The following is a 14,498-nucleotide window of genomic DNA, read 5'->3' as shown; positions in this document are numbered from 1 at the left end:
CAGATAATCTGTATAGGATACTATAACCATATGAAATGTTGCATAAATCTTTACGGCTTTTCTTAGTTATAAGAAAGGGAAATTCGAAGGAAAGCACCCCATTTTCTTTGATAGATAAGTACTAAGACGAAGAAGAATCGGGCCTCTAAGCACCCAAAAGGTAAATAGACAAACAGGGAATGTTCATTCATATATCATAAATCTACGGGCATGAATAATTGCTTTCATATACAAAGCTATTTATCTAAGTTTGTAATCTCAAAACACGCATGAAAGAACTCGCATATCTCAATAAATACTTTTACAAATACCGTTGGCATTTAGTTCCGGGAGTGATATTTGTAATTATCTCCAATTATTTTGGCATTTTACCTGCAAAAGTAATTAGAGAGGCCTTCGATTTGGTTAAAGAAAACATTGATTTATACAGACTATACAATGGTTTTGAACGACAAGACCTTATTTACAAGATATTTGGCAGTAGCTTACTTTTCTTTGGGGCGGTAGTGCTTTCCCTTTCATTGCTCCGTGGAATTTTCCTTTTTTTGATGCGCCAAACTATTATTTTGACATCACGACGTATAGAATACGATTTAAAAAATGAGATTTATGCGCACTATCAGGAGTTAGATTTTTCATTTTTCAGAAAAAACAATACCGGTGATTTAATGAACCGGGCTACCGAAGATGTCAATCAAGTAAGAAATTATCTTGGTCCGGCTATTATGTATGCGATCAACACGGTTGTGCTTTCCGTCATGATCATCTTCGCGATGTATGATGTCAATCCCACATTAGCGACCTACGCACTATTACCTATCCCCATTATCTCTATCGTTATTTTATTTGTTAACCGCATAATAAACAAAAGGAGTACGCGTATTCAAGCCCAACTCTCCAAATTATCTTCTTTCGTACAAGAAACTTTTTCTGGCATTCGCGTGATAAAGACATACAATCGCGAAGAAGATAAAATGAAGGAGTTTGCAAAAGAAAGCAATATTTATCGCGCCATATCGCTAGATTTAGTACGTATACAAGCTGTTTTCTTCCCTCTAATAATATTTTTAGTGGGATTCAGTACAATTATCACCGTGTATATCGGAGGTATTGAAGTTAATAAAGGAACGATTACAGCCGGCAATATTGCGGAATTTATTATGTACGTGAGTCAGTTGACCTTTCCAGCTATGTCTTTGGCATGGGTTACATCCCTTGTTCAACGGGCAGCTGCATCGCAAAAACGGATAAATGAATTTTTAAAAACAAAGCCGGAAATTAAAAATGGCACGCTCACTCGTACTTTACATGGAGACATCGTTATAGAAAATCTTTCTTTCACCTATCCTGAAACGGGGATAAAAGCGATAGACAATTTAAACGTACGTATTCCTGCCGGAAAAACCTTAGCCGTAATTGGCAAAACAGGCTCTGGAAAATCGACTTTAGCAAATTTATTGCTCCGCATGTACGATGCTGACCAAGGAACAATCAAATATGACGATACACCTATCGAACAGTACAACTTTAAAAATCTACGACAACAGATCGGATTCGTACCACAACAAGTCTTCTTATTCTCCGACACTATTGCAAACAATATCGCATTCGGGTTGGATGAATGCGAGGATCATCGAATAGAGCAATCCGCAAAAGATGCTGCTGTTTACGAAAATATTATGGTATTTAATGAGGGATTTCAAACACATATTGGAGAAAGAGGGATTACTCTTTCAGGAGGACAAAAACAACGTGTTTCTATCGCACGAGCATTAGCTAAAGACCCGGAGGTATTAATATTTGATGATTGCCTATCCGCTGTAGATACCAAAACCGAAGAGGAAATACTTCACAATCTAGGTCGCATTATGAAAGGAAAAACCTCTATATTCATTGCCCATCGCGTCTCTACCATAAAGAATGCAGACCATATTATCGTACTTGACAATGGCAGAATCATTGAAGAAGGCAACCACGAACAACTACTGGCACTAGCGGGGGCCTATGCTGAACTTCATGAGTTGCAATTACTTCAAACGGCGGATTAGAACCAATCCTGTGAACGCATAGATGCTAAATAAAAAACTTCTTGTTTGCCCCATAAATAATTTCTATCTTTCCTCCTCATTATTGACTTTTGTTAGAACCCGTATGAGGATTATACTTCTCCTTTTAGGAGTATTATTTAGCCATTTCTCTTTTGGACAGTTTGTTGAGCTTGATCCTATTAGACACAGTGATTTTTCGGTCGATTACTCACAACTTGACAGCAACGCGCGGGCGGTTGTCATTTCGGAATTAGGAAAAACGACAATAGATCTGGTAGAGGCAGAAAGATCTATCCGTGTACTACACCGTTATGCCATTCGAATTAAAATAAATAAACAGGAAGGATATGATAAAGCTAATTTCTCACTTCCACTTTATAAATATGGAGGCGATTTTGAAACGATAGAGGACATAAAGGCTAAAACATACAACTTAACAGAAAATAAAATTAATATTTCAGAGCTCAAGAGTAAAGATATTTATACAGAAAATAAAACGCCGTTTGTCAAACTAAGCAAATTCACTCTACCTGATGTGCGTGAAGGATCAGTCATTGACATTGAGTACACTATTATCTCGCCCAACATTTTCAATTATAGAAGCTGGGAATTTCAATCTGATATTCCAAAACTTAAAAGTACCTATACGGCAATAATTCCAGGATTATACAAATACAATGTGACTCTTCGAGGTGCCTTGAAATTGGAAGATGTAAAGTCCAGGATAATACGGGACTGCTTTAGAGTGGCTGGAGCAAAAGCTGATTGCTCTGAGCTGACATATTCCATGAAAAATATACCAGCCTTCGAAGAAGAAGACTATATGCTATCAGCACAAAACTATATCTCTGCCATTAATTTTGAAATGGAAGAAGCGCAACATTTAAACGGCTCTAAACAGACATTTACAAAAAAATGGAGTGATGTAGATCGCGAACTCATGACAGAAAAAGATTTCGGCGGGCAGATAAAAAAGACAAAATTTTTTATCGGAGCTCTTCCAGACTCTATATTATCGCAAACAAACACGTACCTGAAAGCGAAACTGATTTATTCCCATATACAAGAAAGGATAAAATGGAATGACATGTACGGAAAATACAGTCAACTCGGTGTGGAAGAAAGTTACGAGAGAAGATCCGGCAATGTTGCCGATGTGAACCTTTCTCTTATAGCAGCGCTAAATGCTGCAAATATAGAGGCTTATCCTATACTCGTTTCCACGCGTGAGAACAGCCTACCGAATCCATTACATCCTGTATTAACGGATTTTAACTATGTTATTGTAGGCGTCAAAATCGACAATGCAATAATACTTGCAGATGCAAGTGAAAATCTGCTCGCCTTTGGTGAGCTACCTTTACGATGCATAAACGAAAGAGGGCGCATCATTTATTCCCGAAAATCATCCGAGTGGATTCCATTAGAAAACAAAACTAAATCCCTGACGGCATACTCTTTCAGCGGAAAATTAGAACTTTCCGGAAAATTAGTAGGCAGTCTAACCATAACCTACAATGGATTGGATGCACTTCGTAAGAGAAAAGAAATATTAATGTACCCATCTCTTGAAGAGTATGAAGAAAAATTAGATGAACGGATGACCAACATTTCTTTAGCAAATACAGAAATAAATAATTTGGAAAATCCGTATCTTCTTTTGTCCGAAAAATTTGACGTAGTAGTCGATATCGGAGCCCCAGATATTCGATCTAATTCACTCATTAACCTCAACCCTATCTTTATTGATCGTATCGCGCGCAATCCGTTTAATCTAGACGAGAGAACATACCCCGTAGATCTTGGGTCACAGCGAGAGGAAAGACATCAAATCAGCATTCTACTGCCCGAAGGAATCTCTGTTCAAACCAGTCCTAAGTCCGCTAATCTTACCCTACCCGATGGTGCAGCACGATACGTGTACAAAAACAGTATAGATGACAACGTGTTGATGGTGCAACAACATCTCTCTTTGAATAAGGCCATCTACAATACAGATGAATATTTCTTTCTGAAAGAACTATTCTCACGCGCCATCCAACAATTAAAAGTTGATTACATTTTAAAATACAGCAATGATTAACCGATTCGTTTTCACGTTATTTTCACTTCTATTTGTTCAGTTTAATCTTCTTTCACAAGAGTATGCCATTGAAAAGATACCTACTGAATTAAGAAGTCGCGCTACCGCAATAATACGACACGAATCGATCAACATTGACATGAGGAATGAGACCAACATCGTCGAGTCCGTAACCCGCGCTATCACTATCTTAAATAAGGCAGGCGAATCCCATGCTGAATTACTATTATTTTATGACAAAAGCAAATCTATAAAAGGGGTGAAAGGTGCAGTTTATAATGAGTTTGGTATTCAAATGGATAAGTTCAGTTTAAAAAATTTCAGAGATTACAGTGCCACAGGACAAGTAAGTATGTACGATGATATTCGGGTAAAACATTATCAGCCTTCATCTATAGTCTACCCTTACACTGTTGTGTATTCATATGAAATAAAACACAGTCAAAACCTTTTTATTCCATATTGGAGACCTAATTATTATTCTGATCTGGCCGTCGAAAAAAGCATTTACCAAGTCCAATGTCAACCACAGCAAGCTCTACGTATCAAAACTGAAAACATCCCATCTGAAGTAAAAGTAGAAACTACAGATAAATCCAAAAGTTATATTTGGACGGCAACCAATCTTTCAGCGCGTAAAGACGAACCATTTTCACCCATTACATATGCTTCAGAAATATGCGTAAAAGTAGTACCCGAACATTTCAAATATTATAAAAAAGAAGGTCAGGTAAATGATTGGAAGCAATTTGGAAAATGGATATATGATGATCTACTAAAAGATAAAAAAGACCTTCCTCAATCCGCCAAAAATAACGTGAGAGATATCATCAAAGATATGAGCTCCCCGAAAGAAAAAGCAAAGGCGTTATACGAATACATGCAAGGTAAAACAAGATACATAAGCATACAAATAGGGATAGGTGGCTTGGAACCATTCCCTGCATCATATGTAGAAAGATTAGGATACGGAGACTGTAAAGCTCTAGTAAACTATATGCAAGCCCTTTTGGATGAAGCAAACATCACTTCATATTACTGTATTGTAGAAGCAGGCAATGCCAAGAAGAGCCTAGATACAGAATTTGCAAATGCGGTTGACGGTAATCACATTATTTTGTGTATACCTTTTGATAGCGATACGACATGGCTTGAATGTACAAGTCAAAAACAGCCATTCGGGTTCCTAGGAGATTTCACTGATGACAGACTAGTACTTGCTTGTACCCAAGAAGGAGGAAAAGTGCTACGCACGCCGAAATACAATTGGGCGCAAAACTTACAAATTAGAAATGCAGCCCTTCAGGTACAACCTGATGGAACAGTGACCGGACAAATCAAAACGACTTTTAGCGGAGCTCAGTTTGACAATCATTTTAGTAACATTTTTAAGAATCCGGTCGACCAAAATAAAACGTTGAAAGAGTATTATGATGTAGACAATATATACTTCAACAAGGTGAATTATGAAATCAGCGACGCAGATGCCCCGGTCGTAGTTGAAGAACTGGATATCAACATTAAGAGTTATGTTGTAAAAAGCGGCAACAGCATTATTATACATCCGAATATTTTCAATATATCGCGGGCCATTCCAGAATCTAGAAACCGACAAAATCAACTTTATATCAATCGAGGATACACCGATATTGATGAATTGACTTTTGAACTTTCTGAAGAAATCAAAGGAAAAATCATGCCGGTACACAAAGTTTTGGAAAGTCCAATGGGAGCATACAGCCTGGCAATAAAACAAGAAGACAACCGTATCCATTTTTACAGAAAACTGGAAATCAAGGAAGGCCTTTATGCTTCAGAAGATTACCAAAAATATTTCGATTTCATGAAAGAGGTTTCGGCATCGGACAAAGGGAAATATAATCTCCCTCTTGCAGTAAACGAATAATAATTTACTTTTATAGGTCAATCAACTTGCATATAAAATTGAATTTATCTATACTTGCAGAATATAAGGGGGATTAGCTCAGTTGGCTAGAGCGTTTGGCTGGCAGCCAAAAGGCCATCGGTTCGAATCCGATATTCTCCACCCTATTTAAACATACAAGAAGAGGGATTGCTAAAAGCGATCCCTCTTCTTGTATATTATTACCTCACATAGCGTCATCGCAAGGAGGAACGACGTGGCGACCTAAAAACAAACACTATGCCTGCCTTCTTCTTCGCTCTTTACTCGTAGGTTTGCTTTTACGATAACGATTTTCCGGCCTCCCTGTAGCAGGAGCTGCGGCCTTGCCTTTCCCACCTTTGCCCGCTTTTACGCTCACGGAAGATTTGGCTACAAAACCAGGCGACATCGTAAGTCCTTCAATCTCCATGACCGGAAGTGCTATTCCGATCGTTTTCTCAATGTCCTGCACATACGGTATTTCTTCTACGTCGCATAATGAAATAGCAAATCCTTCTGCCCCCGCTCTACCGCTCCGGCCGATACGATGCACATAAGATTCCGGCACATTCGGTATTTCATAATTGATAACATATTTCAATAAGTCAATATCAATCCCCCGCGCCGCAATATCCGTAGCCACCAATACCTTTATTTTTTTATTTTTAAAGTCCTCTAATGCCCGTTGACGTTGGTTTTGAGATTTATTACCATGAATAGCCGCTGAAGAAATCTCATACTTAAATAAAACCTTCACCAATTTGTCAGCTCCATGTTTAGTACGTGTAAATACCAAAACACTGTCATGGACATCATTCTTCAACAACTGCAAAAGTGCTTTATTTTTATTCGCCTTCTCGACATAATATAGCGTTTGCTGAATAGTTTCGGCCGTTGTAGACTCTGGTGTCACCTCTACTTTTACAGGGTTATGTAATATGCTATCAGCGAGGGCCTGAATCGTTTTGGGCATCGTCGCCGAAAAAAATAAGGTTTGACGACGTTGCGGGATGACCTGTAATACCTTTTTCACATCATGGATAAAACCCATATCCAGCATACGATCTGCTTCATCTAAAACAAAAATTTCAATTTGATGAATAGATAGCACTTTCTGATTCATCAAATCCAATAACCTCCCCGGTGTAGCGACTAAAATATCAACACCTGCCTTTATTTGATTAACCTGAGAGAACTGATTTACACCACCAAAAATAACAGCATGCTTCAATTTCAAATTTTTCCCATACTCTTGGAAAGATTCATCAATCTGAATCGCTAACTCTCGTGTTGGCGTCAATATTAACGCGCGAATAGTACCTCGCTTTTGACCTTGTGGTTTTGTGTTATTTAGTAGCTGTAATATAGGTATGGCAAATGCTGCTGTTTTGCCCGTTCCCGTCTGCGCACAGCCAAGCAAATCTTTTCCATTCAGTACATCAGGTATAGCTTGCGCCTGTATCGGTGTAGGTGTTTTGTACCCTAATGTATCAAGTGCTGCTAGAATAGGTGCACTAACCTTTAAATCTTTGAAAGTTGTCATTCAATAATTTTAAGACAATAAAGTATTAATATACTGCCTAGTGAACATTTTACTTTCAAATCCGTGTGAAAGTAGCACGAAATAGACCCACGGTCTATTCAAAAAAACAAAGCCGTTAAGCAAAAACTTAACGGCTTTACATCGTATCATATCAATTCCTAGTTTTGTTCAACAGGAAGCACTGAAACATAAGACTTGTTATTCGCTTTTTTACGAAAAACAACAGTACCTTCCACCAAAGCGTACAATGTATGATCTTTACCAATACCTACATTAGCATCAGGGTTGTGTTGCGTACCGCGTTGACGAACAATGATATTACCAGCGATAGCTCTTTGACCACCGAATATTTTGATACCTAATCTTTTACTGTGTGACTCGCGACCGTTCTTAGAACTACCCGCACCTTTTTTATGTGCCATTTCTTTATCTTAATTTATGACTTTCGTCAGATTAAAAATTCAATTATAAACTGATACCAGTAATTTGGATCTTAGAAAACTGTTGACGGTGACCGTTTTTCTTTTTGTAACCTTTACGACGTTTTTTCTTGAAAACGATAACCTTATCGCCTTTTAAATGAGACAAAATCGTAGCCGAAACTTTAGCACCTGAGATACTTGGCGTACCCACAGTAAATTTACCACCATCTTCTGCTAACAATACGTTGTCAAATTCAATACTAGCGCCTTCTTCTCCCTGTAAACGGTGCACAAAAAGATACTGGTCTTTTGCAACCTTAAATTGCTGCCCTGCTATATTTACTATTGCGTACATTGTTATTAATATATTTTGTTAATATTTTATGAACGGCAAAGATAGAAGTTTCTTTTCAATCTTGCAAGTATATTTTAAGCTCTAACTATAATACAACAAAAGCCCCTGCTTCCGCAGAGGCTTTCCTTTCCAACATCCTACTTTCCTATTTCACTTCAATTAATCGCTTTGCAACAATAGCTTCTTCTTTTTTACCTATTTTCACGTGAAGGACACCCTCTTTATAGGTAGCGTCTATATTACTATAGTTTACCGTGTCAGGCAAGGTAAAAGATCTTGTAAAAGAGGTATAACTGTATTCTTTTTTACTGTACAACTTATCTTCTACTTCATTGTCTTCTTTCTTTTCTACGGAAATAGAGATAATATTTTTGTCTACGTTAATTTTAAAATCCGATTTTTGCAAACCTGGAGCCGCTAATTCAATACTGAATGCCTCCTGTGTCTCTGTGATGTTTACTGCAGGAACACGTGTTACCAAACGATCCGTGATGAATGAATCATTGAATAAATTATCGAACACACTGTTTACAAATGGATTTACCCCATCGGTATTGACTGCTTTGGTTGGAATTTTAATTAATGCCATTTTAATATCCTCCTATTAAATTTTATTTTTATGAATTAACAACAATTGGAATTATTCAATTTATATACCAACTGTATTTCTTACAAAAAAAAGAGACAAAATGTCATTTTAACCTAGCAAGAAGAGACAAATAGTCTCCTTTTAACGAACACGTTCCATAAAATCTAATTTTACACCTACCGTTATTAATCTCGTGTATAATGCAGCGAGACCTTAGAATTTGCTAAATCTCCTCCAAAGGGAGGATTGGTCTTCCTAATAGAAACGTTCATATGAGAAATAAAGTTATATTTCTTAAGCACAAGATCGAGAATATCTTCTGCTGCAGACTCCAACAATTTTCTCTTTGGAGACATCACCTCTACCAGTACTTGATACAGTTCCTCATAATTAACCGTATTTTTCAGATCTTCAGCATCCGGATTCTCGAAAGAAAAGCAGACTTCTATATCGATGTAAAATTCATTTCCTAACAGCTGTTCTTCTTCATAAAAGCCAATAGGAGAAAAAAAACGAACTTCTGTAAGTGCCACCTTTTGTAAAACCATGATCTAATATACAAAAAATCCGAAAACACATTACAAGAAATTCTTTATATTTAGGATAAAATACAGTTAAATTTTCCTTTTTTATCTTTTTTGATTTTATGTCGACTTGTACCTTCCGAATAAATTTTTCATGTATTTCGACTCAATTATAATTGCCGATAAAACAAAATTTTCTAAGTTTATAAAAAATCAATACATATGCGTAACAAATCTTATTTTCTGACAGTTGTCCTAACGGGGCTATCTCTATATGGCAACGGACAGACAAAGTTCCAGCCTCAAGACACCGAATTCTATGAACCGAAAATCCGCACCGTCACAACCTCCGACAATCAAGCACCGAGCGATGCAATCGTACTTTTCAATGGCACAGGTCTTTCTCTATGGTGTAGTGCCAATGACAGCACAAAAGAAGCTAATTGGCACATCGAAAATAAAATTCTACAGGTGAAACCAGGAACCGGAAACATTCGCACGAAAGAAAACTTTGAGGACTTCCAGCTACACATCGAGTGGAAAAGCCCCGAAGCAATCAAAGGCGAAGGACAAGGCCGAGGAAACAGTGGTGTTTTCCTGCAAGGCTACTACGAAATCCAGGTTTTAGACAATAATAAAAACCCAACCTATGTAAACGGACAAGCAGGCTCACTCTACAAGCAGCAGCCTCCATTGGTCTCTGCCGTTAAAAATCCCGGAGAATGGCACAGCTACGACATGATATACACAGCCCCCCGCTATAATAGAGACGGTATAAGGATTCGGAAAGGCAGCATCACCGTAATCCATAATGGTGTCGTCGTACAATACAATACAGAGATCGCCGGGACTACAGAATACATTGGAATGCCTAGGGTAATCCCTCATGGTGCAGGGCCCATTGTATTACAAGATCATGGCGACCTAGTTCAATTCAGGAATATCTGGCTCCGGAAACTATAAAAAAGAGGAATAATTCTTAATTTCGGCTAGATTCTTAAAATAACATATGAACAAATTTTTTCTCATTTTGCTCTTATTGGGTTCTACGTACAGCTACGCGCAACGAAACTTCACAATAGATGAAACCGTTTTTGGTCCCGGAAAATTTTCTCCAAAAACATTAACCGCCATGAAATGGATGCGTATTGAGGATGCGTTTACGCATCTGGATAGTACATACCAAAATTTGGTCGTTCGGTCTGCCAAAGAAAATTGGTCACCGCAAAACCTGGTCACCGTAAACCAGCTTCAATCTGCCGTTAATTCGGTTCTCCCCAACGAAAAAATTGAACTGAAATATATTCCTTTTGACTATTCATGGACGGGAGATCAGCTATTATCTTTTGCCACGCAGGCAGCCAACAATTCATATGTAATTGAGTACAACATCAAATCCCAGAAAGCAACTGTAAAAAGCAGCGTTCCTTCCAATGTATCCAATACAGAATATGGAAATGATAGTGATCGTACAGCGTATCTAGTAGGTAGCAATATTGAAATCATAGATGCTAATGGAAGAAAGATACAAGTAACAAAAGACACTGTTGACGGGATAGTAAATGGTAGTGATTACACACATAGACAAGAATTCGGCATAAATAAAGGAATGTGGTGGAGCCCCGATAACCAAAAGCTCTTGTATTATCGAAAAGATGAGACAATGGTATCTAAGTACCCTCTTCCTCAATGGGATTCAAGAGTGGCAACTATAAAAGATATCCGCTATCCGATGGCGGGGATGAAAAGCGAAGAGGTAACCCTCGTTGTCTTCAATATAGAAAAGAACCAATACATCACCCTGCAGACCGGAGAACCCAAGGAACAATATCTTACGATCGCAACGTGGGATCCCACAGGTCAGTTTATTTATGTCGGGGTATTGAATCGAGGTCAGGATCATCTTAAACTAAATCAATATAATGCAAATACGGGTGCTTTTGTAAAAACACTATTTGAAGAAAAATCCTCCACATGGATCGAACCTCAGAAACCACTCACTTTTCTACCCAACAATACGCAACAGTTTCTATATCAAACGGATAAAGATGGCTACAATCAATTATTTCTCTACAATACAGAGGGTAAACTAATCAGGCACCTGGGCCATCAAAATATCATTGTAACTGATCTAAAAGGATTTGATGCTAAACACCAGAAAGCTTATTATGTAGGCGCATCAAAGAACGGAATGGAAAGACACCTATTTGAAGTGGAGCTAAAATCAGGTAAGACTACTCAATTGACAACAACAAATGGCGTTCATAATGCGTCAGTTAGTCCAACCGGCAGTTTTATATTAGATCAATATAGCAATTTAACCACCCCTAATATTGTGCAAATAGTGCGTACAAAGGATAAAAAAAAGCTTACAATTACCGAGGCAACCAACCCATTTACCGGAAAGATAAACCAGCCCCATATTGAATTCAAAGAGTTTATCGCCTCAGACGGCAGCACACCTTTGAATGCACGAATTACGTACCCCTTGAATTTTGACAAGGCGAAAAAGTACCCCGTTATGGTATACCTGTACGGTGGTTCGCATGCACAATTAATTACGGATAGGTGGTTGGGTGGTGTGGGATATTTTGACCTCTACATGGCACAGAATGGATACCTAGTATTTACATTAGATAATAGAGGGTCAGATGCCAGAGGAAGAGATTTCACCCGTATTACCCATCGTAATCTGGGTGAAGTGGAGATGGACGACCAGTCAAAAGGCATCGAATACCTAAAATCCCTCCCCTATGTCGATACGGATAACATGGGTATATTTGGATGGAGCTATGGTGGCTATATGGCCACTTCTTTCATGACCAAACACAACGAAACGTTCAAAGCGGCTGTAGCTGGAGGTCCGGTAATAGATTGGAAATATTATGAAGTTATGTATGGAGAACGGTATATGGACACGCCACAAGAAAATCCTGAGGGTTATAAGAAGACCTCTCTTTTGGATAAAGTAGACCGGTTAAGAGGCAATCTTCTAATTATACATGGCGCACAGGATCCAGTGGTGGTACAACAGCACAGTATGGACTTTCTTGAAAAATGCATAAAAGCAGGAAAGCAAGTAGATTACTTCCTCTACCCTAAGCATGAACATAATGTAGGTGGCCAAGATCGTATTCATCTATACCAAAAAATAGCAACCTATTTTAATTTACATCTTAAATAGAAAAAGCGAGCTCAAGCTCGCCTTTTCTATTCTTAATCCAAGCTAGTTAGCAATCCGATCTTTATATGCTTCCATACCGGACTGCAGAAAAGCAGCATACTTTTCAATATCGTAATTAGCACCGCTCGAGGGCACAAGAAGCTCGCCGTTGTTATCCACTAAGGCATACAATGGCTGAGAATTGCTTCCGAATTTGCTGATCTGAAAATCTGTATTCTTTTTACCCACCGTATTTATTTTTTTGCCAGATTGTGGAGATATGTATTGTTCGGTCTCAGGAAGTTTTAAGTCGTGCTCATCTACATATAGTTCCACTAAAATAAATTCCTGATTAATCAAATTTCTGATTTTCTGATCAGACCAAACATCGGCTTCCATCTTACGGCAATTTACACAAGTCCATCCCGTAAAATCTATCATCAATGGTTTGTTTTGTTCCTTCGCTGCTGCTAGAGCCTCCTCATAATCGTAATACGGATCAAACCCTTTAATCGTTGCCCTGCTGTGAAAATGCGCATAATGCTTACGACTCTCTGCATCCGTCGAGTGGGCATTACCTAAACTATGCACGGTCGATATATCAAAATCCTGCGTACCTATAGGTGGCAAAAACGCAGCTATAGATTTCAATGGGGCTCCCCACATACCAGGCATCATATACACTACAAATGAAAAAACAATGATTGCCAGCATTGTTCGGGGAACAGACAAATAGCTAAGTGGGCTATCATGTGAAAATTTGATCTTGCCAATAAGATACAACCCCATCAAACCAAAAATAACAATCCATAGAGAAAGAAAAACTTCTCTATCCAATAATTGCCAATTGTACGCTAAGTCAACATTCGATAAAAATTTCAAAGCAAGTGCAAGTTCCAAAAATCCTAAAACAACTTTTACACTATTAAGCCAGCCGCCAGATTTAGGCAACGACTTCATCATTGAAGGAAACATCGCAAACAAAACGAAGGGCACTGCCAAGGCCAAAGAAAAGCCGAGCATACCAATTGCTGGCCCCAATCGCTCACCTTTAGTAGCAGCCTCCACCAGCAAAGTACCTATTATTGGACCTGTGCAAGAAAATGAAACAACCGCTAAACTAGCTGACATAAAAAATAACCCTACTAATCCTCCTCTATCTGAATTTGAATCTATTTTGTTCACAAAAGAGCTTGGCAACGTAATTTCAAATGCACCAAAAAAGGAAGCAGCGAAAACAACGAGTAATAGAAAGAAAAGAAAGTTAAATACACCATTCGTAGAAAGTGCATTTAAGGCATCCGCACCAAACGCCATAGTGATCAACATCCCTAAGGCAACATAAATAATGATAATAAATATACCATATAATAGCGCCTGAGAAATCGCCTTCCCTTTAGTACCTGATTTTTTGGTAAAAAAACTTACCGTTAAGGGTACCATTGGAAAAATACAAGGCATCAAAAATGCGGCAAATCCCCCGATCAATCCCGCAATAAATATTGCCCACATCGATTGCTTTTCCGCCTGGTCTGCCGGCAGCAGAGTAGCAGTCGAAGCATCACTTCGATCGCCCTCTAATTTGTTTGTGTCAACATTACCGTCTGAGAAAACAACGTCGTCAGCTCCATCAATCAGCCCTGCACTATCGGGAGTACCTTCCGAAAATTCAATATCGTCAAACGAAACCAAGCTATCCTCCTGTGCAAAACCAGATCCTTGAAGCAAGAAGCTAATTGTTACTAAAATTTGAAAAAATATTTTCATCATAATATATTTTTGGTCGATTTTTAAATTTCAAAAAAGAGGTACCGGTCTTACTCCTGACCGGACACCCCTCACACAAACAATACCTAAAAATTCAC

Annotated in this window: 11 protein-coding genes and 1 tRNA gene; 6 read left to right on the top strand and 6 right to left on the bottom strand. The window is 38.3% G+C overall.

The genetic code is table 11. From position 1 onward, the window contains the following. The first annotated feature begins 269 nt into the window (after window positions 1-269). From FAZ19_RS08010 to FAZ19_RS07995, 4 genes are all read left to right on the top strand, one after another. On the top strand, window positions 270-2,048 hold the full coding sequence (locus FAZ19_RS08010; protein WP_136820191.1) for an ABC transporter ATP-binding protein: 1,779 nt from the start codon (window positions 270-272) through the stop codon (window positions 2,046-2,048). A 103-nt stretch (window positions 2,049-2,151) separates the two neighbouring features. Beyond that, complete coding sequence (locus FAZ19_RS08005; protein ID WP_169305606.1) at window positions 2,152-4,131, top strand: DUF3857 domain-containing protein; 1,980 nt, start codon at window positions 2,152-2,154, stop codon at window positions 4,129-4,131. Further along, window positions 4,124-6,037, top strand: coding sequence for a DUF3857 domain-containing protein (locus tag FAZ19_RS08000; protein ID WP_229707386.1), 1,914 nt, complete (start codon window positions 4,124-4,126; stop codon window positions 6,035-6,037). The genes FAZ19_RS08005 and FAZ19_RS08000 overlap by 8 nt, the downstream gene beginning before the upstream one ends. 67 nt (window positions 6,038-6,104) lie before the next feature. After that, window positions 6,105-6,178: transfer RNA gene (locus FAZ19_RS07995), tRNA-Ala, on the top strand. 115 nt (window positions 6,179-6,293) lie between these two features. Here FAZ19_RS07995 and FAZ19_RS07990 read toward each other — a convergent pair. The 5 genes from FAZ19_RS07990 to folB all read right to left on the bottom strand — a co-directional run bounded on the left by FAZ19_RS07990 (window position 6,294) and on the right by folB (window position 9,494). Beyond that, a complete protein-coding gene (locus FAZ19_RS07990; RefSeq protein WP_136820189.1) occupies window positions 6,294-7,580 on the bottom strand; it encodes a DEAD/DEAH box helicase in 1,287 nt (428 codons plus the stop codon). Between the two features lie 158 nt (window positions 7,581-7,738). Further along, window positions 7,739-8,002, bottom strand: a complete 264-nt coding sequence (rpmA, locus tag FAZ19_RS07985) for a 50S ribosomal protein L27 (RefSeq protein WP_136820188.1) — start codon at window positions 8,000-8,002, stop codon at window positions 7,739-7,741. Between the two features lie 43 nt (window positions 8,003-8,045). Further along, window positions 8,046-8,357: a 50S ribosomal protein L21 gene (rplU, locus tag FAZ19_RS07980; protein WP_136820187.1), complete on the bottom strand. Its 312-nt coding sequence runs from the start codon at window positions 8,355-8,357 to the stop codon at window positions 8,046-8,048. A gap of 145 nt (window positions 8,358-8,502) precedes the next feature. Then, window positions 8,503-8,946, bottom strand: a complete 444-nt coding sequence (locus tag FAZ19_RS07975) for an Hsp20/alpha crystallin family protein (RefSeq protein WP_136820186.1) — start codon at window positions 8,944-8,946, stop codon at window positions 8,503-8,505. 185 nt (window positions 8,947-9,131) lie between these two features. Continuing rightward, the gene (folB, locus tag FAZ19_RS07970) at window positions 9,132-9,494 is read right to left on the bottom strand and encodes a dihydroneopterin aldolase (protein ID WP_136820185.1); all 363 of its coding nucleotides are present in this window, start codon (window positions 9,492-9,494) and stop codon (window positions 9,132-9,134) included. 198 nt (window positions 9,495-9,692) lie between these two features. On the opposite strand from folB, the gene FAZ19_RS07965 reads away from it, so the two are divergent. Next, window positions 9,693-10,433 (top strand): 3-keto-disaccharide hydrolase, encoded by a 741-nt coding sequence (locus tag FAZ19_RS07965; RefSeq protein ID WP_136820184.1) that lies wholly within the window; start codon window positions 9,693-9,695, stop codon window positions 10,431-10,433. Between the two features lie 46 nt (window positions 10,434-10,479). Beyond that, entirely contained in the window at window positions 10,480-12,654 is a 2,175-nt protein-coding gene (locus FAZ19_RS07960; protein ID WP_136820183.1) for a S9 family peptidase, read from the top strand. Between the two features lie 42 nt (window positions 12,655-12,696). Here the strand turns inward: FAZ19_RS07960 and FAZ19_RS07955 are convergent, their stop codons facing one another. Then, the gene (locus FAZ19_RS07955) at window positions 12,697-14,400 is read right to left on the bottom strand and encodes a protein-disulfide reductase DsbD family protein (protein ID WP_229707431.1); all 1,704 of its coding nucleotides are present in this window, start codon (window positions 14,398-14,400) and stop codon (window positions 12,697-12,699) included. Between the last annotated feature and the right edge of the window lie 98 nt (window positions 14,401-14,498).

The organism is Sphingobacterium alkalisoli (assembly GCF_005049105.1).
Taxonomy (GTDB): Bacteria; Bacteroidota; Bacteroidia; order Sphingobacteriales; family Sphingobacteriaceae; genus Sphingobacterium; species Sphingobacterium alkalisoli.
Note: the sequence above shows the minus strand (reverse complement) of the source record. Positions and strands in the feature narration are given on the sequence as shown.